26 protein-coding genes and 1 other RNA gene are annotated in these 25,676 nt (G+C 65.0%); 23 read left to right on the forward strand and 4 right to left on the reverse strand.

Annotated elements, in window-relative coordinates; genetic code table 11:
- Positions 1 to 5 precede the first annotated feature (5 nt).
- On the forward strand, positions 6 to 554 hold the full coding sequence (locus tag ACFV3I_RS09210) for a dihydrofolate reductase family protein (protein WP_378822737.1): 549 nt from the start codon (positions 6 to 8) through the stop codon (positions 552 to 554).
- A gap of 9 nt (positions 555 to 563) precedes the next feature.
- Entirely contained in the window at positions 564 to 1,436 is an 873-nt protein-coding gene (gene dapF / locus ACFV3I_RS09215; RefSeq protein ID WP_378803639.1) for a diaminopimelate epimerase, read from the forward strand.
- A gap of 8 nt (positions 1,437 to 1,444) precedes the next feature.
- On the opposite strand, the gene ACFV3I_RS09220 is transcribed toward dapF, so the two are convergent.
- The gene (locus ACFV3I_RS09220) at positions 1,445 to 2,086 is read right to left on the reverse strand and encodes a class I SAM-dependent methyltransferase (RefSeq protein WP_136034994.1); all 642 of its coding nucleotides are present in this window, start codon (positions 2,084 to 2,086) and stop codon (positions 1,445 to 1,447) included.
- Positions 2,087 to 2,152: 66 nt separating this feature from the next.
- On the opposite strand from ACFV3I_RS09220, the gene hflX reads away from it, so the two are divergent.
- Positions 2,153 to 3,664 carry a GTPase HflX gene (gene hflX / locus ACFV3I_RS09225; RefSeq protein ID WP_136034992.1) on the forward strand — a complete coding sequence of 504 codons (1,512 nt, stop codon included), beginning with the start codon at positions 2,153 to 2,155 and terminating at the stop codon, positions 3,662 to 3,664.
- Positions 3,665 to 3,673: 9 nt separating this feature from the next.
- Here the strand turns inward: hflX and ACFV3I_RS09230 are convergent, their stop codons facing one another.
- Positions 3,674 to 4,339 (reverse strand): SIMPL domain-containing protein, encoded by a 666-nt coding sequence (locus tag ACFV3I_RS09230; protein ID WP_247638693.1) that lies wholly within the window; start codon positions 4,337 to 4,339, stop codon positions 3,674 to 3,676.
- Positions 4,340 to 4,481: 142 nt separating this feature from the next.
- Between ACFV3I_RS09230 and ssrA the strand changes: the two genes are divergently transcribed.
- The 7 genes from ssrA (at position 4,482) to ACFV3I_RS09265 (ending at position 11,857) form a co-directional block, all read left to right on the forward strand.
- Positions 4,482 to 4,851: a transfer-messenger RNA gene (gene ssrA / locus ACFV3I_RS09235) on the forward strand.
- Positions 4,852 to 4,962: 111 nt separating this feature from the next.
- Complete coding sequence (locus tag ACFV3I_RS09240; protein WP_168387317.1) at positions 4,963 to 6,360, forward strand: tyrosine-type recombinase/integrase; 1,398 nt, start codon at positions 4,963 to 4,965, stop codon at positions 6,358 to 6,360.
- Position 6,361: 1 nt separating this feature from the next.
- The gene (locus ACFV3I_RS09245; protein ID WP_136046168.1) at positions 6,362 to 7,936 is read left to right on the forward strand and encodes a hypothetical protein; all 1,575 of its coding nucleotides are present in this window, start codon (positions 6,362 to 6,364) and stop codon (positions 7,934 to 7,936) included.
- 271 nt (positions 7,937 to 8,207) lie between these two features.
- Positions 8,208 to 9,965: a hypothetical protein gene (locus tag ACFV3I_RS09250; RefSeq protein ID WP_168387318.1), complete on the forward strand. Its 1,758-nt coding sequence runs from the start codon at positions 8,208 to 8,210 to the stop codon at positions 9,963 to 9,965.
- On the forward strand, positions 9,962 to 10,387 hold the full coding sequence (locus ACFV3I_RS09255) for a hypothetical protein (RefSeq protein ID WP_136046170.1): 426 nt from the start codon (positions 9,962 to 9,964) through the stop codon (positions 10,385 to 10,387). Before ACFV3I_RS09250 ends, ACFV3I_RS09255 begins: the two co-directional genes overlap by 4 nt.
- A gap of 163 nt (positions 10,388 to 10,550) precedes the next feature.
- Positions 10,551 to 10,916: a metalloregulator ArsR/SmtB family transcription factor gene (locus ACFV3I_RS09260; RefSeq protein WP_240753283.1), complete on the forward strand. Its 366-nt coding sequence runs from the start codon at positions 10,551 to 10,553 to the stop codon at positions 10,914 to 10,916.
- Positions 10,916 to 11,857 (forward strand): cation diffusion facilitator family transporter, encoded by a 942-nt coding sequence (locus tag ACFV3I_RS09265; protein ID WP_126893194.1) that lies wholly within the window; start codon positions 10,916 to 10,918, stop codon positions 11,855 to 11,857. Before ACFV3I_RS09260 ends, ACFV3I_RS09265 begins: the two co-directional genes overlap by 1 nt.
- 152 nt (positions 11,858 to 12,009) lie before the next feature.
- Here ACFV3I_RS09265 and ACFV3I_RS09270 read toward each other — a convergent pair whose 3' ends face one another.
- Together ACFV3I_RS09270 and ACFV3I_RS09275 are read right to left on the reverse strand one after the other, a co-directional pair.
- A complete protein-coding gene (locus ACFV3I_RS09270) occupies positions 12,010 to 13,809 on the reverse strand; it encodes a cation-translocating P-type ATPase (protein ID WP_136046208.1) in 1,800 nt (599 codons plus the stop codon).
- A gap of 275 nt (positions 13,810 to 14,084) precedes the next feature.
- Positions 14,085 to 14,459 (reverse strand): helix-turn-helix transcriptional regulator, encoded by a 375-nt coding sequence (locus ACFV3I_RS09275; protein ID WP_082297363.1) that lies wholly within the window; start codon positions 14,457 to 14,459, stop codon positions 14,085 to 14,087.
- A gap of 109 nt (positions 14,460 to 14,568) precedes the next feature.
- On the opposite strand from ACFV3I_RS09275, the gene ACFV3I_RS09280 reads away from it, so the two are divergent.
- The 13 genes from ACFV3I_RS09280 (at position 14,569) to ACFV3I_RS09340 (ending at position 25,417) form a co-directional block, all read left to right on the forward strand.
- A complete protein-coding gene (locus tag ACFV3I_RS09280; RefSeq protein ID WP_136046172.1) occupies positions 14,569 to 14,988 on the forward strand; it encodes a hypothetical protein in 420 nt (139 codons plus the stop codon).
- An 82-nt stretch (positions 14,989 to 15,070) separates the two neighbouring features.
- Positions 15,071 to 15,643, forward strand: a complete 573-nt coding sequence (locus ACFV3I_RS09285) for a DUF3515 family protein (RefSeq protein WP_240753282.1) — start codon at positions 15,071 to 15,073, stop codon at positions 15,641 to 15,643.
- Positions 15,640 to 17,541, forward strand: coding sequence for a cytochrome c oxidase assembly protein (locus ACFV3I_RS09290; protein WP_136046173.1), 1,902 nt, complete (start codon positions 15,640 to 15,642; stop codon positions 17,539 to 17,541). Before ACFV3I_RS09285 ends, ACFV3I_RS09290 begins: the two co-directional genes overlap by 4 nt.
- Positions 17,538 to 18,197, forward strand: coding sequence for a copper resistance CopC family protein (locus ACFV3I_RS09295; RefSeq protein ID WP_168387319.1), 660 nt, complete (start codon positions 17,538 to 17,540; stop codon positions 18,195 to 18,197). The genes ACFV3I_RS09290 and ACFV3I_RS09295 overlap by 4 nt, the downstream gene beginning before the upstream one ends.
- A gap of 57 nt (positions 18,198 to 18,254) precedes the next feature.
- Positions 18,255 to 18,716 carry a hypothetical protein gene (locus ACFV3I_RS09300; protein ID WP_136046175.1) on the forward strand — a complete coding sequence of 154 codons (462 nt, stop codon included), beginning with the start codon at positions 18,255 to 18,257 and terminating at the stop codon, positions 18,714 to 18,716.
- 87 nt (positions 18,717 to 18,803) lie between these two features.
- A complete protein-coding gene (locus tag ACFV3I_RS09305) occupies positions 18,804 to 19,469 on the forward strand; it encodes a thioredoxin domain-containing protein (protein WP_136046176.1) in 666 nt (221 codons plus the stop codon).
- Positions 19,466 to 20,479 carry an NAD(P)-binding domain-containing protein gene (locus ACFV3I_RS09310; RefSeq protein WP_136046177.1) on the forward strand — a complete coding sequence of 338 codons (1,014 nt, stop codon included), beginning with the start codon at positions 19,466 to 19,468 and terminating at the stop codon, positions 20,477 to 20,479. The genes ACFV3I_RS09305 and ACFV3I_RS09310 overlap by 4 nt, the downstream gene beginning before the upstream one ends.
- Positions 20,480 to 20,758: 279 nt before the next feature.
- The gene (locus tag ACFV3I_RS09315) at positions 20,759 to 20,908 is read left to right on the forward strand and encodes a hypothetical protein (protein WP_156149084.1); all 150 of its coding nucleotides are present in this window, start codon (positions 20,759 to 20,761) and stop codon (positions 20,906 to 20,908) included.
- Positions 20,909 to 20,910: 2 nt separating this feature from the next.
- A complete protein-coding gene (locus tag ACFV3I_RS09320) occupies positions 20,911 to 21,453 on the forward strand; it encodes a signal peptidase II (RefSeq protein WP_136046210.1) in 543 nt (180 codons plus the stop codon).
- On the forward strand, positions 21,450 to 21,785 hold the full coding sequence (locus tag ACFV3I_RS09325) for a DUF6804 family protein (protein ID WP_045262820.1): 336 nt from the start codon (positions 21,450 to 21,452) through the stop codon (positions 21,783 to 21,785). Before ACFV3I_RS09320 ends, ACFV3I_RS09325 begins: the two co-directional genes overlap by 4 nt.
- Positions 21,786 to 21,834: 49 nt before the next feature.
- Positions 21,835 to 22,773, forward strand: a complete 939-nt coding sequence (locus tag ACFV3I_RS09330) for a cytochrome c oxidase assembly protein (RefSeq protein WP_136046178.1) — start codon at positions 21,835 to 21,837, stop codon at positions 22,771 to 22,773.
- Between the two features lie 3 nt (positions 22,774 to 22,776).
- The gene (lnt, locus tag ACFV3I_RS09335) at positions 22,777 to 24,399 is read left to right on the forward strand and encodes an apolipoprotein N-acyltransferase (RefSeq protein ID WP_136046179.1); all 1,623 of its coding nucleotides are present in this window, start codon (positions 22,777 to 22,779) and stop codon (positions 24,397 to 24,399) included.
- A 337-nt stretch (positions 24,400 to 24,736) separates the two neighbouring features.
- The gene (locus ACFV3I_RS09340) at positions 24,737 to 25,417 is read left to right on the forward strand and encodes a M23 family metallopeptidase (RefSeq protein WP_136046180.1); all 681 of its coding nucleotides are present in this window, start codon (positions 24,737 to 24,739) and stop codon (positions 25,415 to 25,417) included.
- Positions 25,418 to 25,676 lie beyond the last annotated feature (259 nt).

The raw sequence follows: 25,676 nt of genomic DNA on the forward strand, positions 1-25,676 counted from the left end.
CGCGCATGGCCACTCACTTCTACACCGCCTCCAGTCTCGATGGGTTCATCGCCACGCTCGACCATTCACTCGACTGGCTGCTGAGCCTGGACATCGATCTGGAGGGGCCGATGGCGTACCCGTCGTTCGAGAAGAATGTCGGCGCCCTCGTGATGGGGGCGTCCACCTACGAGTGGGTGATGCGGCACGAGGAGGGACGGTGGGGGTACACCCAGCCGACGTGGGTGCTCACGCACCGCGACCTCGAGCTGCCCGCGGGGGCGGCCGTCGAACTCACCAGCGACGCCGTGAGCGAGGTGCACGCCCGCGCGGTGGCGGCGGCGGAAGGTCGCGATGTCTGGATCGTCGGCGGGGGAGACGTCGCCGGGCAGTTCGCCGACGCCGGGCTTATCGACGAGGTCTGGGTGCAATACGCCCCGGTCACCCTCGGGTCAGGTGCACCGCTTCTTCCTCGTCGACTCGATCTGGAGTTGCTCGAGGTCGCGCGCAACCGCAGCTTCCTGTGCGGGCGCTATCGCGTCGTCCGCGACGAGGGGGGAACGAACCGTCCCTAGACTGGGAGCATGGTCGCATTCACCAAGGGGCACGGCACCGGCAACGACTTCATCATCATCGCCGACCCCGATGGGCAGCTGCCTCTGTCACAGGAGCAGGTGGCTGTGCTCTGCGACCGCCACTTCGGCATCGGCGCAGACGGGGTCCTGCGGGTCGTCCGCTCTGCGTCCCTTCCGGAGGGCGCTGCGGCGCTGGCGGAAGAGCCCGCCGCGGAGTGGTTCATGGACTATCGCAACGCCGACGGCTCGGTCGCGGAGATGTGCGGCAACGGGATCCGCGTGTTCGTGCACTATCTGGTGCGTTCCGGTCTCGCGAGTATCGAGCAGGGCGCGACGCTGCCGATCGGTACCAGGGCCGGAGTGCGCCACGTGACCCGCAGCGCGAACGGCTACCAGGTCGACCTCGGGGCGTGGCGCCTGTCGGGCGACGACCCACTCGTCCGTGCGGATGGGCTCACCGTGACCCGCCCCGGCCTCGGCATCGATCTGGGCAACCCGCACGTCGTAGTCGCGCTGGCATCCGAGGCCGAACTCGCGCTGCTCGAGCTCACGCGTGCACCCGAGCTCGAACCCGCCCTTCCTGCGGGCGCCAACGTCGAGTTCGTCGTCCCGGGTGAACCCCTGGTCCGCGACGGCATCGGCCATGTGCGCATGCGGGTCTCCGAGCGCGGCGTCGGCGAGACGCTCAGCTGCGGAACCGGTGTCGCGGCGACGGCCCTCGCCGTGCGGTACTGGGCGGGTGCGCAGGCGCCGAACAACTGGCAGGTCGAGGTGCCCGGTGGCACACTGGCCGTGCGGATGTTCCCGGCGGAGGACGGCGAGCACGTCGCGCTCTCCGGGCCTGCGCAGCTGGTCTTCCAGGGTGAGATCGACCTGCTCTGAGGCGCGGATCAGACCAGCGCGATCGGCTCCGTCGGTGGCGTGCCGTGCTTGCGCACCTTCAGGATGCGGTAGCCCTTGCCGGTCGCGGTGCGGAAGACGCTGAAGCCGGGGTGGAACGTGCTGGCGATCCACCGCTGCAGGGAGTCGGCACCCAGATTGCGCTGCACCACGAGCCAGGCATCGCTGCGCTCGTCGAGCCGGGGGATCCACCGTTCGAGAAGCCCGTGGAGCTCGTTCTTCCCCACGCGGATCGGCGGGTTGGAGCGGATGGTGCGGAAGGTCACGTCGTCGGGAACATCTCCGGGCAGCGCGGCGTTGACATTGGTGAGGCCGAGCGCGGAAGCATTGCGACGCACGAGGTCGAGCGCACGTTCATTCACGTCCACCGCCCAGACGGTGGCGTGCGGTGAAGCCAGAGCCATCGACAGGGCGATGGGTCCCCAGCCGCTGCCGAGGTCGAGAAGATGGCCGCCGGGTGGAACGGGCGGAGTGTTGGCGAGAAGGACCGCGGTTCCGGCATCGAGCCGATCCGGGCTGAAGACCCCACCGGCGGTGGTCATCTCCAGCTCGCGCCCTGCCAGGGATACACGGATCGTGCGCAGGTTCTCGGGGCTTGCCGGGGCCGCAGTGAAGTAGTGGTCGGACCCCATACGGTGAGCGTACCGGACGGTGCGGGCTAAGGTTAAGGCTCGCGAGGAAACCAGAGACAGGAACGGATGACGGAGACGAAGATCCCCTCCACCGACGACCAGACGGTCGACCGAGTGCTTTCGAACGCGGAGAAGCGATCGGAGGTCCGCGTCTTCGGCGCCGCCCAGGCCCTGCAGGACGAGGCCACGGCCGCGCACTCGCAGACCGACGGTCAGCAGTGGGACCTCGAAGATCGGCATGCGCTGCGTCGCGTGGCCGGACTCTCGACCGAACTGGAAGACGTCACCGAGGTCGAGTACCGACAGCTACGGCTCGAGAACGTCGTGCTGGTGGGCGTGTACCCGCAGGGGGCGCAGGAAGACGCGGAGAACTCGCTGCGCGAGCTGGCCGCGCTGGCCGAGACGGCGGGTGCCGTGGTCCTGGACGGCGTGCTGCAGCGGAGGCCCCACCCTGACGCCGCGACCTACCTCGGACGAGGCAAGGCGCAGGAGCTGAAGGACATCGTGGCCGCGGTCGGGGCGGACACCGTCATCGCGGATACCGAACTGGCGCCCAGCCAGCGTCGCGCCCTCGAAGACGTCGTCAAGGTCAAGGTGATCGACCGCACGACCGTGATCCTCGACATCTTCAGCCAGCACGCGAAGAGCCGCGAGGGCAAGGCCCAGGTCGAGCTCGCACAGCTCGAGTACCTCCTTCCGCGGCTGCGCGGATGGGGTGAGTCCATGAGCCGCCAGGCCGGTGGGCAGGTCGGCGCAGGCGGCGCGGGGATGGGATCGCGCGGCCCGGGTGAGACGAAGATCGAGCTGGATCGTCGTCGCATCCGCACGAAGATGGCGCTGCTGCGCAAGCAGATCCGCGACTTCGCGCCGGCTCGCGAGGCCAAGCGGGCCGAGCGCAAGCGCAACACGATTCCCTCCGTCGCGATCGCGGGCTATACCAACGCCGGCAAGTCCAGCCTTCTGAACGCCCTGACGAGCGCCGGCGTGCTCGTCGAGAACGCCCTCTTCGCCACCCTTGACGCGACCGTGCGCCGATCGGCGACCGAGGACGGCCGTGTCTACACCCTCACCGACACGGTGGGCTTCGTGCGGAACCTGCCGCACCAGCTGGTCGAGGCTTTCCGCTCCACGCTGGAAGAGGTCGGCGACGCCGATGTCGTGTTGCACGTCGTCGACGGGTCGCACCCCGACCCGGCCGGCCAGCTGCAGACGGTTCGCGACGTGATGGGCGACGTCGGGGTGCGCGACCTGCCGGAGATCGTGGTCTTCAACAAGGCCGACCTGATCCCCGAGGATGAGCGTCTCGTGCTGCGCGGCCTGGAGCCGCACGCGCACTTCGTGTCGTCGCGCTCAGGGGAGGGCATCGACGAGCTGCGGTCCGCGATTGAGGCGGCACTGCCCCAGCCCGCGGTCGAGATTCGTGCGGTGGTCCCGTACGACCGGGGCGACCTCGTCGCCGCGATCCACGAGACGGGCATGCTGCTGTCCGTCGAGCATCAGGAGCAGGGAAGCGCCGTGCACGCCCGGGTGTCCGAGCGTCTGGCGGCCGAGCTGGCGCCGTTCGTCGCGGAGGGGTGAGTTCCGCGCTCAGCGGGCGAGGAAACGCGCCTCGACGGTTGCCGAGATGACGATCTCCTCCGGCTCGTACTGCATGGAGGGTGCGGCGTCGGCGGCGAACGCGACCGCTCCGCGAGCCTTCATCAGGGGCGTACCGGGGCCGGGGTGGCCGGGGGCGATCAGCCCGACGTCGGCCAGTTCGACGGGCGAGACCTGATGGAGGCCGACGGCACCCGCGTACGCCTCGGCGCGCAGCACGGCGGCCTCCACGGCGCGGGCCGCGACCTCGCGTTCGACACGGGTGCGGGTCTCGGGGGTGAGATGCCAGTCCACCCAACCGACCTCGACTCCCTCCCGCGCTGAGACCTCGGTGACCCACAGGGAGAGCTCGCCGTCCTCCGCGAACGTCGCGGTGAAGTCGACGCCGGCCATGTAGACGGGCGCGAGGCGCGAGCCATCGCTGCTCCACGGGCGCTCCGCCCGGACGCTGAGGTTCGCGCTGCTCCAGTCGAGCGCTGACCCGGTCTTCGTGCGCTCGGCGAGGTCTTCGCGCACGGGCTCGGAGAGACGCAGGGCTTCGTCGACCACGGGGCCGCGCTCCGGCCCCTCGGCACGGACGGAGACACGGACGATGGCACGCTCGGGGCGGACCCGCACTTCGTGCTCACCACGGACGGTGACGATGACCTCGCTCATGCGCCGACTCTACGCGAGCCGGTCGGGGCAGGGGCGGAATGGCGAAGGGCCTCCGAACGTTGTAACCTGTGATGCTCGGGTGCATGTCGCCCGGCCTGGTAATTCCACAGTGTGACAGCGGCTCCTTCGCGAGAAGGACCACGGGGCTGATCGGTTTCGACAGCGCCTGTGAATCCACGAGAAGCGGGCCGAGGATGCAGAGTTATCTCGTAAACGCTCTCTGCAAAACAATAGTTGCCGAATCCAAGCGCAACGACTTCGCCCTCGCTGCCTAAGCGAGCCCGATAGTCCGTCAGACCGTATGTGATTCCGATACGGATCCTGGCGTCATCTAGGAATCTTGCTGCGTGACGGCGTCTGGACGTCACGCGGGACTCTTCCCAGGCTGGGCTCGTCGACTTAGGTGTCTGTGACAAAGGTCGGAGCCGAGCAGAACGCTTCCACAGACTGCGCCCGGAGAAGGCGTGGAGACTCAGCGTTGGACGGGGGTTCGATTCCCCCCAGCTCCACGAATGGTGTCAAACATGTGTATCACCACACTTCAGGTGGGGGTTCAGTATCGAAGACACCATGTGTATCATCCGAGACAAGTTCAACGTCTCGGAGAACGGTCGCTGTCACCAGTGGAAAAGTCATCGCGCGCGCGGTCGACCGCCCTGTTCGTCAGGGTGGTCGACCGCGCGCGCGTTTTCGATATCCAAGTGAACGGCCGGACGATACCTGCCGCCGAACTGAGGCGACTCCTCGACAACGCGCGCATCCCCGACGGCACCCCGTACCTCACCGACAGCGCGGGACACTTTCATACGTTGCGAAGTGTGAACGCCTACCTCCTTGACGCGGCCCGGCAGCGCGCATATCCCATGCGCACCCTGCGCAACAACCATGCTGGCGCCCTCGTCGGACTCCTCAACTTCATCCGGGAAACCTCGCCGAACGCTGATCTCGTTGACACCACCACCGAACATCTCAATCAGTACAAGGAACGTCGGCTCCAGACACTGGCGGGAAGCTCCTGGAACACCGAAGTGAGTGACATCGGGCTCTTCTTCGCGTACGCCCGCGACAAGGGATGGCTACAGACCGACCCCGTCCCGCGATGGGGCACCCGCCAACGCAACACCCTGAAATCCCCGGAGAAGGAAACCCGGCGCATCCGATTCCTCACCGAAGAGCAACTCGCCTTCTTCCTCAACCATGGGCTCCGCGGCGATGACGTTCCCGACGACCGACCCGAGTACCCCGAACGTGACTACACCTTTGGCCTCACACTCGTCAGCACGGGTCTTCGCCGTGAGGAGGCTACCTACCTCCTGGATCTCGACATTCCCACAAACCTCCCGCGAGGAAGCCACATCTTCGAGCGAATCGGCAAGGGCAGCAAGCCGCGCGACGTCCACATCATCGATCACCTCGCTGACGTCATCGACCACTACCGCCGCGGCGAACGCGAATACATGGTCGAACGCGCCCAACCCACACTCCGCAGCCGCCGCCGCAACGGCACCCTCACTGTCGCTGAACTTGTCCCCACCACCAACGGAACCGCGCTCCGCATCGGCGCGAGACTCATCCGACCCAACCGCCTCCCCAATTCCCTGCGCCGCACCGCTGTCTGGATCCGCGACGACGGCCTCATCGACCCACTCGCACTCTTTCTCGCCGAAGGCGGACAAGCGCCGGCAATCGACCGATTCAACCGTCTCTTCTCCGACGCCAACCACCGCGTCGCAAGCTTCGGCCCCCACGAGCATGCGCCACCCGCTCACATAACTGTCGCCCCGCACATCCTTCGACACACCTTCGCGGTCCGCACCCTCGCAGCTCTGATGCGCGAGGGAAGGCAGACTCAAGGCGACCCTTACGCGTTGCTCGCAAGCCCGCTACTCGTTGTTCAAGAACTTCTCGGGCACACCAGCCTCAGCACAACAAACCGCTATCTGTATCACGCCGAAACCTATACGGACCAGGTCCCGAATGCTCTCCGCGAGAGCCTCGTCAAGCTTGTCAGGGGCCTCTGACGTGGCTGAGTACATCGCGGAGTACCAGACTCCGTACGGCTACAAACGCTCGCGCATCAATGCGGGAAGTCTTCCGACGCCCGAACTTGCTCAGGAGTTGGCTGCGAGATGGGTGGAGAGCGCTGTGATCAACCCCAGCGCGGTCTCGACCATCCGAACGGCGATCATGCGCTTCTGTAAACACATGTCGTCGGAAGTGGGGTTCGACAATCGCACGGATTCGCTCAAACACCTCCGCAGGCGGCACCTCAATTCTTGGGAAGCTTCTCTGCTTCGTGAGCAGGCGATGAAGCAGACAGATACGACGTACAGATATGCCGTCAACATGTTCGCTTTCCTGCGCTACATCGAGGATCGTTTCCCGGGAACTATCCATCCGGAGGTACTTGACCGCGTCCGCGAACCGACTCGGCTCCGCCACATCCGGCGTGAGCCGCTTCCTGATTTCTCCGAGGATGAACTCAATCGGATCAAGGCGGCTGTCCGAAACATCACCTGGCGAAACGGTTCTTGGACGACGAACGCGAGCGCAGACGTTCTCATTGCCTTCCAGATTGCACTATGCATCTCGACGGGAGAACCCCCCGAGGTCATCCGAGGAATCACCCTTGACGATATCTCCGCAAGCTCCGCTGACCCGCGAAGCGTGGGCATGGACACCGAACGGATAGCAGTTGCAGGTCTAGCTGACAGCTATACGGTCGTTCTCCGAAAGAACAGGGCACATATCGTCGAAGAAGTCACTTGGCGTCGCAACAGAGAACCCACCACGCTACGTTATCTCGACGCGCTCATCCGATTGGGGGCTCCGCTTCGCCGCGCGGCGAAACTGCACGCTCTCTGGATCATGAAGGACGAGTGGGGAAACATCATCCCCGCTCCTTGGGGTGATTTGAGCTTGTCGGGCTGGCTCTTTAGACACGTAGCGGGAGTCATTTCGACTCCCCACGACACCCGCCGCTTCCGCAAGTCGGCTATCGCCGCCGAGATCATCGCGGAACCATCTCGGCACCTCCGCACGCAGCGGCGGCACACCCAAGAGATGCTCTTCGACCACTACACCAACAGTCCAGCTCTCCGACTGGACGCAGGCGAACGGTTCGTCAGATCCATCTCAGAGCTGCGCGACCGTGCACTGGGGCCGACGATTGATACCGGCGACGGAGTCGTGCAGCTCGACCCAGTCACGGGCGAGGTAGCAAACGTCGACGAGAACGCTCTGCGGGGGAGCGTTGCAGGTGCACTCACTGGCTGCCGAGACCCGGAAGATTCTCCACATGCACCGCAAGGAGAGGTATGTCCGATGTCGCGGATGGGAACGTGCTTCACCTGTCCGAATGCCATCATTACCGTCGAACACCTGCCGGCCGTCGTCCTCGTCAACGCCGTTTCTGCGCCCGATGCGGCGGTGAACCCCACCACGTGGCAGAAAGTATGGGGGTTCATACACGCAGCCACAGCCACGATCTTGCAGATGTTCCCGCGCGACGCGGTGAACGATGCACGCCTGCATACCGATGAGGTTCTCGTAGATCTTGGTCTCCGCCATGAAATGAGAGGACCAACTGATGCGTGAACCAGTTCCACATACTTCTGGCAGATGGCGCCCTCCTATCTCGCCGAACGACTTCGTCCACGAGGATCTACCAGCGGGATCGCAGTTCGGCGATGACGTGTGGGACTTCCAAGGCATCCGCCCCTTGGGGCATCCCAGTCGCTGGGCGCGATTCACGAGGGTCCCGGAGGGCTATCGTCACGACGTCAAGCTTCACGCTTTACTGCAGGGGCGGCCTCACCATCCCACAGCGGTGCTCGCTGGCGTCCTGATCCGTAAGAAGGTGGGAACAATGGCAGCGGTTCTAACGGCGTTGGACGATTTCGCCGTGGTCACCGCATGGGGAGAACGCAAAGGCCTACACACGTTCAGCGACTGGACACCAGAGCTCGCCGAGGACTTCCTACGCGACCTCCGAATGGGCGAGCATCGCGAAAATGGCAGACCCCACGGTCCCTCGTCAGTGCGCGGCTTCGTCTCGCTCCTGAAGAGGGTAAGCATTCTCTCGCCACTCGCCCAACATCCGCTTCCTTTCCAGCCCTGGCCTGCGCAGACCGCCGCGAAAGTTGCGGAGGAGCCCACCGGCGGGGGCAACAAGACCCCGCCGCTGCCATGGGAGGCATGGCAACCCCTCATGGTTGCCGCGGACATCATCATCTCTCGCCTCTCTCCGCTCATCATCGAGATGCAGAACGCGTTCCGAGCAGCGCGACCGAGCGACGACCTCAGTCGCGGGGCTACCCGTCAACGAGCGATTGATATTTTGCAGCGCCACCTCGACGAGGGTTACCTGATCCCCTTGCACACTGGCGTCGGTCGCTCCAAGCACTTCGCGCGCGGCGATGTCAACTATTCACAGATCTGGCGCACGCTCGACATCAGCGAGAACATCCGCAAACGCACAAGTCATCACTTCACGCCGGCGGCGCTCCAGCTCATAGATGACGCCGTCGCAGCGGGGAAAACCGAGTATGGCGGTCTCATGTCTACTAGCGCCACCTGGATAGGGGAGATAGGCCTGGCGGAGGCAGAACACCTCCCCGGAGTGCTACGAGCTGCGTGTTACATCATGATCTCCAGCATGTCCGGTATGCGGGACAGCGAACTTCAAGCGCTTCGTCGCGACGCGTTCGACGTTTCAGCTGTCATTCCCTCCGTGGAGTCCATGACGTACAAGAGCAAAGGCGTAGGAGGGGAAACCCGCTCCTGGTGGGTGCCGTCCGTAGTTGAAAACGCAGTCAACATCCTGGAGCAGCTCAGCTTCACCGAACGACTGTTCTCTCGCAGCGGTAAGACAGGGGAAGGCGGGAATGAAGGCGAGTACGCTTTTGCACGCGATCTCAAGAGCCTCATCGCCTTCGTCAACGCTGCCCCGGGGGAGCGTATCGGGCGAGGAGAGGACCTTGGGTTCAAGCCCATCACTCTGCGTCCACGCGATGCTATCAACGCTACGTCCTTGCGGCGGACGCTCGCGGTCTACGCCGCCACCTATCCCGGGGCGGAGATCGGCGTGGGGATTCAGTTGGGCAAGGCCTCACTTCGCGCGACCAGCGGATACGTCCGAGACCAGAACCACGCGGCGACGCAAACCATCACGGACGAGCGAACGCATGCCATTCGGAAAGACCTCAAGCGTCTTCTTTTCTCCGGCGAATCCATCGCCGGCCCATCCGGCGACTATCTCGAGAACATTCGAGTGCAAGTCATCGCCGATCCCCATCGAGCAGACCAGATCATCGCTCGGGTGGCCCAGAACTACACGCTCGGGGTTGTCAACGATTGCGCCTACCGAGAGAAGACCGCCGCTTGTGGACCCGGCGGACCGAAGCTCGCGGACCACGTGTGCTTCACCACCGATTGCCCCAACGCAGTGCTTCACGGTGCTCACCTCCCGATCTGGGAGACCCAGCTCGTCCGCCACGACCACGCATTGGACGCACCAAACCTGCACCCTGGGCTTGAAGCGAACCTACGGCGCGAAAGAGCGAAGATCGTCAGAGAAATACGGGCACTTCGCCCGGTCGAGGTACTGGAGGAGGAAATCGAATGAGGTCCAACGCCAGTGCGGTGAGCGACGACGTGCTCCGCCGCATCGCGGATGCCATCAGCGAGATCGCAAGTAACGACGAGATGCAGCGGACCAAGAGGCAGATCGAGAGACTCTCCAAGCTGTCTCACCCCACCGTCGCTCGCGCTTTTGCGCAAGACCTGCGCGAACAGACACCCTTCGCTATCAATGCGCGGTTCGCCGAGTTGAACCCTGTCAACAGGGGACTTTCGCCGAAGCAACAGGCCGAGAGACGAGAGAAACAGGATCTCGACGCCGCCCGAGAGCGCATCCTTGAACTCGAGACGGAACGTGACGCCCATCTTCAGGCTCTCTATGCATACTTCGTCGCTACATCTACCGATGAGCCGGACCCGACGGTTGTTCCCATCAACCGGGGTGTGCGCAAGGCCGACGGGCGCTGAAAGGGCGCATTTGACCGCACCGCATGGGACCCCCGCGTCATATGTTGTTCTCCCCGCAGGCTTCGCTTCTCTCATGGCGTGCTGAGGTGCAAGTGAGTGTCCTTATCAGTTGCCGTCGAACCGTGACGGCGCAGCGCCTGCGTTCTATCATCGTCGTATGGCGATGATAGAACGCGACTTGCTTGAGTTGGACGCGGAGGCGACAGACGCTTTCGCACACCTGTTCCAGGCGTTCGCTGACCCAACGCGACTGGCTATCGTTCAGCATCTCTCGTCCGGAGAACATCGAGTGCGAGACCTCGTTGAGCACATGGGATTCGCGCAGTCGACCGTGAGCAAGCACCTTGGATTCCTCGTTGAATGTCGTCTTGCTGTCGCTCGACCCGACGGTCCAGCGACGTGGTACGCCCTTGCGCATCCCGAGGCTCTGCGAGTCGTGATGGTTGCCGCAGAAGCGCTCCTGGCCGCCACCGGAAAAGACTTGGTGCTGTGTGAGCACTTACGAAGTGAGAGAGAAGGGGCAGCGTAATGGGTGCGGGACATGACCACGGGCCAACTATGACCGAAGAAGGCATGCCTGGGGACTTTCGCCGCCGGCTCTGGATCGCTTTCGCCATCACTGCTGCCATCGTGGCGGCGCAGGCGGTTGGCTCCGTCATCACCGGCAGCCTCGCTCTGCTCACGGACACGGCGCACGCCATCACCGACGCGTCAGGACTTCTCGTCGCGCTCATCGCGGCAACGTTGATGCTGCGCCCGCCGAGCTCGAAGCGCACCTGGGGCTTTCGGCGGATTGAAGTGATAGCAGCACTCGCTCAAGCGGCGCTGCTCCTGGCGGTCGGAACCTACGCGGCAATCGAAGGTATCCGTCGCCTGTTCGAGCCGCCAGAAGTACCGGCGGGGGAGTTGCTCGTCTTTGGCATCATCGGGCTCACCGCCAACATCGTTGCAATCGCGGTGCTCGCATCGAGTCGAGGCGCGAACTTCAACATGAGGGCCGCTTTCCTCGAAGTTCTCAACGATGCTCTTGGTTCACTCGGTGTCATCGTCGCGGCCATCGTCATCGCGACGACAGGGTTTCAGCAGGCAGATGCTCTCGCAGGAATACTCATCGCCGCTCTCATCGTCCCTCGCGCGTTCATGTTGATGCGTGAGACCGGCAGTGTTCTCATGGAGTTCACTCCCAAAGGCCTGGACCTCGAGGACGTGCGGGCACACATTCTCAAGCTCGAGCATGTAGTCGATGTGCATGACGTTCACGCATCCACCGTGGCCACTGGGTTGCCCACGCTGAGCGCGCACGTCATAGTTCGCGACGAGTGCTTCCAGGACGGACACGCGATGACGGTGTTGGCTGACATTCGGGAATGTGTGGCTGAACACTTCGAAGTTTCGGTCGCGCACTCGACCTTTCAACTCGAGACCGAGACGGTCGCCGACCACGAGTCAACGTCTGTCCGGCATGCATAGGTGGACGCGGCTTACCGCGTTGCCTCAAGGTGATGCTGCTCCGATACGCGCCGAACGCTCGCTCTGGCACTCGCTGAAGCACAACTTCAGTGGTGATGCGTCCAAACCCCGAACTTCCGTCACGAGGTCCGTCGACTCGGCAACCGAAGTCGTCACCGCGAGAATCCGATCCCGTGGCGTCGGGCGGCACGGACGCCATTGAGGATGACGATGACTTCGGCGACCTCGTGGACAAGGACGACACCAGCGAGGCCGAGAACGCCGAACAAGGCGAGGGGGAATAGAACGACGATGATGGCCAGGGCGAGTGCGATGTTGATGGTCATGATGCGGCGTCCGCGGCGGGCGTGGGCGAGGGCTGCGGGGATGAGGCGAAGGTCGTTGCCGGTGAAGGCGATGTCGGCGGATTCGATGGCCGCAGCTGAGCCTTTCACACCCATCGCGATCCCGACGGTCGCGGTGGCAAGGGCGGGGGCGTCGTTGATGCCGTCGCCGACCATGGCCGTCGGACTCTCCGTGACGAGGGCCGTGATGGCGGCGGCCTTGTCGGCGGGGAGTTGCTCGGCGCGTACGTCGCTGATGCCGGCGCGGGCGGCGAGGGCGTAGGCGGTTCGCTGGTTGTCGCCGGTGAGCATGACGGTGCGTATGCCCTGCGCGTTCAGCATGGAGATGGTCTCGGCGGATTCGGGGCGCAGTTCGTCCCGCACGCCGATGAGGCCCGAGACCTGACCGTCGGTCTCGACGACGACGACGGTCATACCGTCTCCGGCCATCTCGTCGGCGGGCTTGGTGAGCTCACCCAGTTCCGAGAGCCAGCGTGCGTTCCCGACCCGCACGTGGGTGGAGCCGACGAGGCCGGTGAGGCCGTGGCCGGCATCTTCGACGACGTCTGTCGCTGCGGGGATGTCGGACGCGGCGCGAGTGATGGCGGCGGCAAGCGGGTGGGTGCTCGTGATCTCGAGGGCGGCGGCGAGGGAGATGATCTCCTCGCGGGAACGTCCGTGAGCAGGCACGACGGCGACGATCTCCGGCTCGTTGCGCGTGAGGGTGCCGGTCTTGTCGAGGGCGACGGTGCGGATGGTGCCGAACTGTTCGAAGGCCTCGCCGGACTTGATGACCACACCGAACTTCGAGGCCGAGCCGATGGCGCTGATGACCGTCACCGGAACGGCGATGGCTAGTGCGCACGGGGACGCGGCGACGAGCACGACGAGCGCCCTCTCGATCCACAGGCCGGGATCCCCGACGATGAACCCGAACACGGCCACGAGGGCTGCGATGATGAGCACGGCCGGCACGAGCGGGCGGGCGATCCGGTCCGCCAGGCGGGCCCGCTCTCCCTTGCGGGCGTGCGCCTGCTCGACCAGCTCGACGATCTGGGTGAGGGAATTGTCGCGGCCGTCGGCGGTTGCTTCGATCCGCAACGTCGCAGCCCCGTTCACCGATCCCGCGGGGACGGCGTGTCCCGGTCCGACCTCCACCGGGATCGACTCGCCCGTCACGGCAGACGTGTCGATGCCGGAGCGGCCCTCGACCACCACGCCATCCGTCGCGATCCGTTCTCCCGCACCGACGACGAGGATGTCGAGCTCGCGGACCTCCGCGGCGGGGATCGTCATGTCACCGTTCAGGCGCGAGACACGCACGGTCTCCGGGATCAGCGACAGCAGCGCGCGTAGTCCCTCCTTCGCCCGATCCATAGCCCGATCCTCGAGAGCTTCGGCAAGCGAGAACAGGAACGCCAGCGCTGCAGCTTCGCCCACGTGGCCGAGAGCTACGGCGCCGATGGCGGCGATGGTCATCAGAAGGCCGACGCCGAGTCGGCCCCGCACCAGGCGGCGGATCGCCCCGGGGACGAACGTGTACGCACCCGCGAGGAGTGCGACCGTCTGGAGGACAAGCGCCGGAACCGGTAGTCCGGACCACTCGAAGACATAACCTGCCAGCAGCATCACGCCGGCAACCGCGGATGGCAGGAGCGCGGTGTCGCGCCAGAGCGGTGGCCGTTCTTCGTGCTCAGCGTCCCCGTGCGAATGATCCGCGTCGCGGGGGGAAGCCGGTCCGCAGCAGGCGTCGTCCTCCAGGAGCGGCGTTCGCCTCGATGATGAAGAGGACGTGATGGGGTCGGGTCCGCAGCAGGCGTCTGCGGCGGCAGAGGGCTGGCGTAGCTCGAGCCGACGGACTGTTCTCGTCTGGCGTGGCTCGTCCGGGCCGCAGCATTCCTCGCTCATCGGATCTCCTCCATCGCCCTGTCGGTAGGCGCGCAGCATAGAGGCACGTCACAGTTCTCGTCTGTGCAGGCCTCTCCGTCGTCGACCGCGAGGACCGTGTTCACCAGCAGAGTGATGGCTCGAGTCACATGCGGATCCGCGATCTCGTACCGCGTCTGACGTCCCTCAGGCGTCGCGACCACGATGCCGCACCCTCGAAGACACGCGAGATGGTTCGACACGTTGGTGCGAGACAGATCCAGTGCCTCGGACAAGCGCGCCGGGTATCCCGGCCCGGAAAGCAGTTCCAGCAGAATCCGAGAACGAGTGGGGTCAGCCATGGCGCGCCCCAATCGGTTCATCACGTCGAGACGAGAAGCAATGGTCAGCATGCAATGACTATACAGTGTTTGCTGACTTATCATTCAACAGAGCGGTGCGCTCGAGCTCTGGGTTCGGGTGTGGAGTTGCGCCGGGCGACCGCAACGTAGACTGGAGAGGATGATGCTGCGCACGGACACCGGACGCTCAGCGCACGTCCCCCGCGGGCCGCTTGCGATGAGGGTGCTCTTCGGGATCATTATTGCTCTGCTTCTCACGCTCGGCGTCGCGAACACTGTCCACGCAGAGACTGCGACGTCGGCCACAGCGTCACCGGAAAGCTTCTCGTTGTCGAGTGAGCACGACGAACGAGATCAGTCCGCGGTGTCCTCTGCTGGATCATCTGATGTCGCCGCCGCTGTGTGCGTAGTCGGTGCGCTTCTGGGCGTGCTGGTGTTCGCCCGACTCGCCCGCGCGCGACTCCGCACCCAGATGCAAGCCCCTTCACGAGACTCCGCGCACCGCGCATCGATTCCGCGCATTCAGGGACCACATCTGCTGCGCCCTGACCTCGCGCAGCTGCAGATCTCCCGAACCTGACTCTCCGGCTCAATGCCGCCTTCATCCGTGCCATCGCGCGGATGCGGATCGACGCACGTCGTCGACAGCTTGGAGAGATGACTTGGAGAACACGCCCCTCACCCCGACCCCCGCCGAGGTCTCAGTCAATCGGCGCGCCGCTTCGCGGAACCTAATCCTCGGAGCCGTCGCACTCATCGGCCTGCTCGCGACATTGTCGGGATGCGCGTCCACTGTCGCATTGAAACCTGCGACAAATGCGAACGCCCCCGAATGCGCCGACGTGACGGTTCGGCTCCCCGCAGCCGTCGGAGAGTTCACCGGTCGCACGACCGATGCCCAAGCGACCGCCGCATGGGGAGACCCGACCATCGTCGTCTTTACCTGCGGGCTCGAGCCACCAGCACCGACGACGCTGCAGTGCGTGACCATCAACTCCGTCGATTGGATCGTCGACGAACAAGATTCCCCCTACCTGCGCTTGACGACCTACGGCCGAACGCCCGCAGCCCAGGCCTACGTCGATACGACGAAGCTCTCCGCGGATGCCGCGTTGCAAGCCCTCGCACCCGCGGTCCAGATGCTGCCGAAGACGTCCGCCTGCTCCGCGCCGGACACAGCGTCATCGGACGACGAGGACGCGCCGACCACGGGCGGCTCCGGAGACCTCCCGTGAACGCCAGCGGGCTCCGACTGGCCGGACCCGCCCTCCTGCTCACCTCAGCGCTGGTCGCGCTCCTCCTGGGATTGGTGATAGGTGGCGGGGCTGATCCACGGGTCACCAGCGACCCCGGCGCGGTCGTCCGGTGGGGACTGCCGGTCGCGAAGCTCATCGTCAACCTCGGGGCGGCGGTCATGGTGGGATCGGCCGTCCTTGCTGCGTACGCTCTCACACAGGGCGAGAAGGAGGTCGATACCGCCCTGGATGTCGCTTCCATCGGTGCCGCAGTGCTCACCATCGGCGCAGGAGTCACTGGTTATCTCACCTTCCTGTCATCGTTCAATCCTGAGGTGTCACTCGGCCCGGGATTCGGTCAGCAGTTCGGCAGATTCCTCCTCGAGACGGAGCTGGGTCGCGTCTGGCTCATCACAACAGTGATGGCCGCGATACTCACGGTGATCTCGTATGCGTTCCGGGGATGGGCGGCCGCGCTGTTGCTGACGTTCCTTTCGCTGGCGTCGCTGGTCCCGATGGCCACGCAAGGTCATTCCGGAAGCCTCGCCAATCATGATGCCGCGGTCATGTCGCTCGTGCTGCACATCACCAGCGCGGCGGTATGGCTCGGCGGTCTTCTCGCGCTGGTCTTCCTCAGGCCGTCTGCGCGCGAGCACCGTCTGCGGGCAATCGTCGAGCGATACTCGACCATCGCACTCGTCGCTTTCGTGGTCGTCTCCGTGTCCGGAGTCGCCCGCGCGATGACGTCTGTCAGCGGCTGGCGAGAACTTCTCAGCGCGTACGGAGGTGTGCTCTTGGTGAAGGTGGTGGCGCTCACGCTCCTCGGCGTCGTGGGTGTCGCGCACCGTCGGTGGTACATCCGCCGTGGGGTCGGAGAGCGGGCACCGTTCTGGACGTTCGTCACCGTCGAGTTCGCGGTCATGGGCATCGCGAGTGGTGCCGCAGCGGCACTCGCCCGCACGCCAGCGCCGGCAGACACCTCAGCTCCGGCGCTGACGACACCGGCTGAGATCCTCACCGAAGCGCCGCTTCCGCCCGAGCTCACACTCGTCCGTTGGCTGAGTGGGAACGACGTGAATCTCCTGTGGGTGATGGTCGCCGGTTTCGGAGTCTTCTTCTATCTGATGGGTGTCCGTCGCCTGCGGCGTCGCGGCGAGGCGTGGAGCGGCCTGCGCACGTTCGCCTGGATCAGCGGGATGGTGCTGCTGGCTTGGGTGAACAGTGGGGCGGTCGCTGTCTACTCCGACTACCTCCACAGCGTCGACGCGGCGGGACGGATGCTCATGCTCCTCGTGGTTCCCTCCCTCCTCGTGTTTGGCGCGCCATATCGCCTGGCATTGGAGGGAATCACCAACCGCACCGATGGGAGCCGTGGAATCCGCGAGTGGCTGCAAGCAGGGGAGCGCTCGCGGATCGTCCTCTTCCTGCGCCACCCCATCGTCGCGATGTGCACGTTCGCTTTTATCGTGTGGGGCGTATCCGCCACTGGCCTCTTGCGCGATTCCCTCGCCGATCCCTTGGTGCATGAATTGCGCGTCGTCGCGCTGCTCGTAGCGGGAAGCTTGGTGACCGCTGGGATCCTCCGTCCTGCCGGCACATATCCCCGGCGGATGCGTGTAGTTGTCGTGTTCGGATCGGCTGCCGCGCTGGCGAGTGTAGGCAGTTGGGTGCTGCTTCAGAGCGGCCTGATTGCTGCGAGCTGGTTCGGGGCGATGGGTCGTCAATGGGGCCTGGAGCCGATGGCGGACCAACAAGCAGCCGGCATGGTGATCCTGCTCTCGGCACCGATGCTGCTCCTCTTCGGCCTCAGCGTCGACTACATACTCAGCGGGCACTCCACCCGCTCATCACCGGAGGTCGACCGACCCCTCCACTCCACTCGAAAGGCCATCTCATGACATCCGTCTCCACCCGAATCCGCCGCGTGAGCGGTGCCGTGTGCGCCGCCGCTGTCGCAATCGTGCTGCTGACCGCAACCCCAGCCTCCGCACATGACAATCTCACCGACGCTGTGCCATCGGCGGGCGAGACAGTCACCAACCTCGACACAGTCGCACTGACTTTCAGCGGGGAGCTCATCGACTTCAGCCAGACGAGCTTCGCCCAGGTGCAGGGCCCCGACGGGCTCTTCTACGAGTCGTCGTGCTCCACCATCGAACTCAACGTGCTCACCACCCCCGTCGCCCTCGGAGCGTCGGGCACCTACACGGTGCTCTGGAACGCTGTGTCCAGCGACGGGCACCCCATCTCCGAGTCATACCAGTTCGACTACGCAGCGGATCCGACGGCGACCGTCGCACTCGGTTGGGATGCACCGGCGTGTGGGAACGAAGGCACCCGTACTCAACCAGGAGCGGCGCTGACCAGCACCCCGACGCCGACCGACGACACCAACTCGGCGGCGCCCACACAAGATACCGACCGAGAGCCGCGCGCTGACGGGGCAGATGAGAGCGTCGTGGCCCTGGCGGTCGTCGGAGGCGTCGTCGTGCTGGGAGTTCTGGTGATGGCGACCGTGCTCGTGGTGCACCGTCGACGCAAGCGCGCGGAGTGACCGAGTGATTACGGCTCATTCAAAGGAAGAAGTAAGAGCGACGATTACAATCGAACCGTGTTCCACTCGATCCGGGTCGCCTGCCACGGGCGGCCGGATCGCAGCCAGATGATAATGCGGCTCATTAGCATCATCGGGCTCACGCTCCTCCTGATCTTCGCCGTCGGCGCAGCCGAGCACGGAAGTGCCGATGTCACCACGGCGTCGACCACGGCCAGCACGTCGCTCGACGCTGATGAATCAGGCACTGACGCAGCCGCTGCGGCACCCGCCGGCATCGTGATGCAGCTCGCCACGGGCGCTGCACAAGTAGACCCGGTCACGGGCGCTGTGCTGTGCGTCCTCGGTCTTCTCTGCGGACTCGTCGCAGCGATCATGATGTATCGGCTGCTCTGGCGCACGACAGCCGTGGTAGCGGAGACCCACGCGGCTCAGCCGCGAACGAGTGCCGCTCCGAATCGCATCCCCCTGCGGCAGACCTCGCTGACTCTGGCGACGCTCGGCATCTCCCGGACCTGACCCGTCGAAGCGTCGCGCCTCGCGCGTGCGCATCCCATCGAGCACCCGCTCGACCTTCGACCGTGTCGACAGTCCTTGGAGTACCTGATGAAACCCGCCGTCAAAGCCGGCCTCGCTGCCCTTGCCGTAACCATCGTCCTGATTATCGCCGCGGTAATCGTCGTCATCATCAACCAGCAGAACACTGCGCCGCCAGAATCCGAGAACGGAAGCTCTACGGCGCAGGTGCTCCGCGAGAACTCACACGTTCTCGATGACGGGGGAGACGGGGCAGTCACCGTCGTCGAATTTCTCGACTTCGAATGCGAAGCGTGCGGAGCCTTCTACCCGGTGGTCGAAGACCTCCGCGAGCGCTACGACGGCGAGATCACCTACGTCATCCGCTACTTCCCTCTACCGGGTCACCTGAACTCCAGGAATGCCGCGTTCGCCGCCGAAGCGGCTGCGCAACAGGGACGCCTTGAAGAGATGTATCGCAAGCTCTTCGAGACGCAGGCTCAATGGGGGGAAGCCCAGGAATCGCGAGCGAGCCTGTTCCGTGGCTTCGCTGAGGAGATCGGCCTGGACATGGCCGCTTACGATGCCGCGATCTCGGATCCCGCGACGGTCGCGCGAGTCGATCTCGACTACAACGACGGTCAGGCACTGGGAGTGAGCGGAACTCCGACGTTCTTCGTGAACGGCGATGCCATCACACTCGAGCGCTACGACGACCTCGAGAACGCGATCCTCTCAGCGGGTAAGGGAACATGACACTCCTAGGCCTCTCTCATCGTCGAGTCATCATCGTCGGCTCCGGCCACGCTGGTCTCTCCGTCGCCGCCGAACTCTCGCGCTCGGGCCTGAAGCCGCAACGGGATTTCGCCGTCATCGACAGCAATCCCGACGGGCGTCGTTCGTGGGCGTTCCGCTGGTCGTCGATGACACTCCTGACAGAGGCCGGGCGGAGCACGGTCGCCGGGCGGCATCTCACAGGCGACCCCTATCGACGCCCGTCACCGCGAGAGATCGAACAGCATCTTCTCGACGTCGAGGCCGCCTTGGGCCTCACGACGCTGTGGGGCATCAGAGCGACAGGCGTGGACCGTCTGGGGGACGGATCCACTCTGCTTCTGTCAACGAACGAAGGGCCGGTGCAGACGCGCAACATCGTCTGCGCGGCCGGGTCCGCGGCTCGACCTCGGATCCCGAGCTGGGCGGTAGACGCCGCGGTACCGGGGATCATGGTTCATAGCGCCGACTATCGCGGACCGAGCCAGATTCCCAGCGGTGACGTGCTGGTCGTCGGAGCCGGCCACAGCGGCCAAGAGATCGCGCGCGAGCTCAGTCGTACGCACCGCGTCACGCTGTCGTCCCAGCCCTCGGCGGTCTCCGCAGCTCGACCGGCACGACGCGGCGTCGGGCGGCGTCGGGCACTAGCGCGAGGTGGGGCAGCGCTCTCACTGGATCCGGAATGGGAACAACTCGGCATCGAAGTGTTGCCTGCGGCCATTGCCGCAGATGGAGCGCATATCGTCTTCGACGATGGTCGTCGTATCGCTCCACAGTCCATCATCTACGCGACCGGATACCTGCCCGCGGACGGCTGGCTTCCCCGTCCGGTACTCGATGCCACGTCCCGTCGCCGGAAGCGCGGGACTACGAGCGTCCCAGGTCTGTTCGTCGTCGGCATGCCGAACCACGGTAGCCAGGACTCAGACACCTTCGACGGGGCACGCCGTGACGCGATCTCGATTGCACGCCACATCATGAAGCGCCCCTGAACACGTTCGTCCGAAATACACCGACCGAAACGAGGATCACACATGAGACATCCGATGGCCACGACGAAACATGCGTGGGGTGCCGTCGCGTGTGCGTTGCTGATCCTCGCGACGGTCCTGCTGGTTTCGCCTTCGGTTTCAGCGTCCGCAGTTGGGGACGTCGCACCAGTTACCGCGTCCCCCACTCCGGAACAGAGTTCAACGCCGTCGCCTTCGCCGTCGCCCGAAGAGACAGAGTCGGACAAGGACCGTCATCAAAGGCAGAACGGAGAGCGGCCGGTGGAACGAGACGATCTCGGGTTCCTCGGCATCCTGTTCGTCATCGGCATGGGGTTCGTTCTCGTAGCGGGCGCTGTCGGTGTCGCGTTCGCCGGGTGGAAGCGCCGCCGACGCGACCGAGCAGCGGCCGACACGGAAGGAGGCGCGTGATCATGAGTGCGCGCGTGCCGAAGCTCGCCATCGCGTTCGCCGTCGCCGGTGCGACCGTCATCATCGACCAAGTGTCGAAGGCGGTCGCCTTGGCGCAACTGAGTACCACGGAGCGCATTCCGCTACTGGGAGACCTCTTCGGGCTGCAACTGGCGTTCAACCCGGGTGCCATCCTGTCGTTCGGTTCCAGCGCGACTCCGCTGCTGACCGCAGTCGGAATCGCAGCGACGGTCGTGCTCATCAGGAGCGCAATCCGATCCCGTACCACGTGGTGGGCGGTCGGTATCGGGTTCATCCTCGGGGGAGCCATCGGCAACGTCCTGGACCGTCTCTTCGCACCCCCCGCGTTCGGCCGCGGGTACGTCACCGACTTCCTCGCCTACTCGGACCTCTTCATCGGCAATCTGGCGGACGTGGCGCTGGGGGTCGGCGCCGTCGTGCTGGTCGTCGGGCTTCTTCGGCGCCGCCGTGGTCCAGAGGACGACGTCGTCACGACTCCCGCTTCGATGTCACAGGACATGAGCGAAGGATGGGGACGCTCATGACACAGAAGAAGCGGACCCCTTCCACCTATCAGCGGAACGCCCTTGCTCCGAGTCTACTCGCAGCCGCGGTGTTGTTCCTCGCCCCCGTGCTGCTGGCGAGTGACTGGGCCTCGGTCATCCTCTACGTCACGTCGATCCTCGCGGTCATCGTCGGATGGTTCGCCGTGCAAGCGCGCCACTGGTGGTGGATCCCGGTGTTCATCGCCATCGCCGTCCTGTGGAATCCCGTCATGCCCTTCCCGTTCGCCGGACCGGTCTGGACCGGAATCCAGCCCGCGGCAGCAGTCGTCTTCCTGGTAGCGGGAAGCCTTATCAAGTTCCCCCGACCCTGATGTCGGCACTCATCGCTCAGCTCATCGACAGGCCGGAGGGGGCCCGTCGATGACTCCGTGGATCCCCGACGTCGCGCCCACCTTCCCTGACTACTTCGCCGTGGTTCCGGGGGCGCTTCCGGTGCTGCCGGTGGTCGCTGGGCTGCTTGCACTTCTCTACATGGTCGGGGCCGTTCGCATGTGGACGCACGGTCGACGCTGGTCCATCTGGCGTACGTTCAGCTTCCTCAGCGGCTGCGCGCTCCTGGCTGGGACGACCGGTCTCGCCGTGGAGAATTACGGCTACGCGTTGATGTCGGTGTTCATGTTCCAGCAGCTCACTCTGATGATGGCGATTCCGCCGCTACTCATCCTGGGATCTCCGGGCACGTTGCTGCTCCGCGCCACCCCGCACGTAGGGCTGGGGCGTAGGGCACTCGCCGTCGCCCACGCGGGGCTGCGCAGCAGACTCGCGCGCTGGGCTCTGAGCCCATGGGCGGCGCTCCCTCTCTATCTGGCCGCGTTCTACGGCCTGTACCTCGCGGGGTTCGCAGACTCCCTCCTGAGCTCGACCGCGGGACACATCGCCCTCGAGGTGGCGTTCCTCGGCGCGGGCATCATCTTCACAATCCCCATCCTGAGCTCCGACCCGCTACCCGTTCGCCTCAGTCACGGCGGCCGCGCCCTCGATGTGTTCGCCGAAGCCGCGCTGCACGCCTTCTTCGGAGTGTTCCTCATGATGGCCACCACCATGCTCATCACCCACTTCGTCGCGCCCACGCAGGCCATGGGACTCGACCCCATCGAAGACCAGCGGCTCGCCGGCGGACTCGCCTGGTCGTACGGCGAGGCCCCCACGCTCCTGATGCTGATCTACGTCATGCACCGATGGTTCCGAGAGGACACCGTACGATCCCAGGCACAGGACCGGTACGTAGACATCCACGGATCATCCGAGCTGGATGAGTACAACGCTTACCTCCAGAAACTCCGCGAGCGGGACGCCTGAGCAATGTCGACGAGACTCCTCACTGCGCCGACGTCTGAGGCCCGAACGACGAACAGTGATCTCACACGACCACTCGTCGGTGTATGGGTCGCCGTTTCGCTGTCGGCGGTCGGCGGACTCGCCATGGACCTCGCGACTCCCGAGGTCAGTTGGTGGCCCCTCGCGTTCGTCAGCGTCATCCTCACCTTGGTTGCGACCGTCGGACGTAGCGTCGGCGGAGCGCTGCTCGTCGGTCTCGCGTTCGGTGTCACCTTCTACGCGCTTCACCTCGATTGGGTTGGTCAGTTCCTCGGGCCGTTGCCACGCATCGCGTTGTCGGGGCTGCAGGCTCTCTTGTTCGGGCTCGGTGCGGTTCCCATAGCTCTGGCATACCGATGGACGAGCCGCTTCCGCGGCCGTCGCGTCTGGCAGATCGTCGCCGTACCCGCGCTGGTCGGCGGGTTGTGGGTTGCCCGCGAGATCGTGCTCGGATCGTGGCCGTACGGCGGGTTCCCCTGGGTGCGACTCGGGATGACCCAGGTCGAGAGCCCGTTCCCGGAAGCTACATCGTGGATCGGTGTGACCGGGCTCTCGCTCACCATCGCGGTCATCGCTGCGAGCATCGTGCAGTGGCTTCGTATCGGGTTGAGCGCAGTGTCCGTTCTGACGCCCGCTGTCGTCCTGATATTCGGACTCAGCGTGACGCCGCAATATGCGACGACAGGCGCGGGCACATTCGCGGTTGGGTGGGTCCAAGGCAACGGTCCCTCAGGCTACTTCGACGGTAGAGCCTCGGGTGACCTGCTCAAAGCACAGGTCGCGGCATCGGAACCGATTCTCGACCGGAACATGGACGTGCTCGTCTGGCCAGAAGGATCGGCGGAGTTCGACCCGTTCCGCAAACGACAGGCCGCCTCTGAACTGAATCGGATCGTGTCCCGGACGGGGGCGCCGCTTCTGGCGAACGCGGCGACGGCACGAGGCGATGAGACGTTCAACACCTCCTTCCTGTGGACGGCAAACCCCGGCAGCTCTCAAGTCCACGACAAGGTCAATCCCGTCCCATTCGGCGAGTACGTCCCCGACCGATGGTTGTACGAGCGCCTTGCTCCCGACCTCGTCGGGCTGATCCAGCGCGAGTACACTGCCGGCACGAACCCACCCGTCGTGACCGTCGGCGAGACCGACATCGGTCTCGCGATCTGCTTCGACGTGATCTTCGACGACGTGATCCGTGCCGCTGCTGAGCAGGATGTGAAGCTCTACATCTTCCAAACCAACAACGCGGACTTCCGCGGCTCTGACGAGAACCTTCAGCAACTGGCCTTTGCCCGGATGCGTGCCATCCAGACCGGTAAGAGCGTGGTGAACGTTTCCACTGTGGGCACCAGTCAAGTCATAGCCCCGGACGGCGCGATCCTCGACACAGCAGGCGTCGACACGGTCGCTGCCGCAATCACGGATGTGCCGCTCCGCTCAGGCATCGCACCAGGCATCCTCGCGGAGAAGTGGCTCGCGTTGAGCGCGCCATTGCTCGCGTTCGGAAGCCTCGCAACACTTGCCCTCATCGTTCGACGTGCATCGTCGAACGGCCCAGACTCGACCCCCGAACCCGAATCCGGAGGCCCGAACCGTGACCATACATGACCCTCTCGAGCCGAACATTCGACCGGAGCCGCTTCTCACGCGCTCGGAGCTTCGACGCCGAGAGACCGCGTCGACAGCCCCGACTCCGCCAGTCACCCGCTCCGAACTTCGGCGCAGGCGCGAGGCCCTGTCCCATCCGCCGATTCCACCAATCAGCGCATCCGACCATCGACCTCGTGACGAGGGCATTCCGAGCCGAGAGCACGACGTGCTGACTCCGGCGGAGACGGTGAACACGACTCCACCCACCACGCCCACGGAGCAGGTCGCTCGACGCGTTGCGAAGCCCGCTCCTGCGAGGTCCATCGGGCGGCGAATCGGGAGAACGCTCATCGTGGTGGGCACATTGACCGTCGCTTCCTCGTTCATGGTCGGCATGACGATCCCGGCCGAGACCGTCGCGGCGACCAGGACGGATACCACGGCGCGGTTCGCGCCTTCCGAGAGCGACGGATCCGCCGCCGATAGTGACATTCAGGCGTTTGTCGTGCCGGAGGATGCTGCGGCGGAGGACCTTGGTCGGTCGAACGGCTTCAGCGTGACGTCCGTCCCGCAGCTCGCGGCGGCAGCAGGAATCCGTTATTTCAGCGGATCCCTGGTGCTCGATCCCGATGCTGAGGTGCAGTGGCCGTTCCCGGTCAGCGTGCCCACGTCGTCGAGTTTCGGGCCCAGGTGGGGGCGAATGCATGAAGGCGCCGACTTCACACCAGGTGAGGGAGCTCAGATCCGCGCCGTGGCCGGCGGGACGGTCCGTATCGCGACCGAGAACGGCGGGGCGTTCGGGGTCACGGTCTACATTGAGAGCAAGATCGACGGGCAGACGGTGTTCAGCCGTTACGCGCACATGTTGCGCGGCTCCCTCGGAGTTCGTGAGGGGGAGAGCGTCTCCGTCGGCGAAGTAGTCGGACGAGTCGGTAACACCGGACGCAGTTTTGGTGCGCACTTGCACCTTGAAGTCTCGACAGGAGACGGAACTGTCGATCCTGTCGCTTGGCTGCGGGAGCAGACCGGTGAATGAGCTCCGGCGCGTCCCGCTTGATGACCTCGACCTGAGAGGCGGGGCGATGAACACTCATCTAGGGCGAAAGGCGGCGACATCGCCGTTTGCCGTCGGTGTGATTGTCGTGGTCATGGCGTCACTGTTGCTCGTGTTGGGTGTCGCCTGCGCTCCGTATCTGGCGACACCTGATGTATCGACGTCCGTCGGCGTCGACGATCCCTCGGCGCTCGATGCTCGAAACGCTGCGCAGGACGTGCCCTCAGTTGCGTCGGTGGGG

This window comes from Microbacterium sp. NPDC059771, assembly GCF_042732495.1.
Lineage (GTDB): Bacteria > Actinomycetota > Actinomycetes > Actinomycetales > Microbacteriaceae > Microbacterium > Microbacterium sufflavum.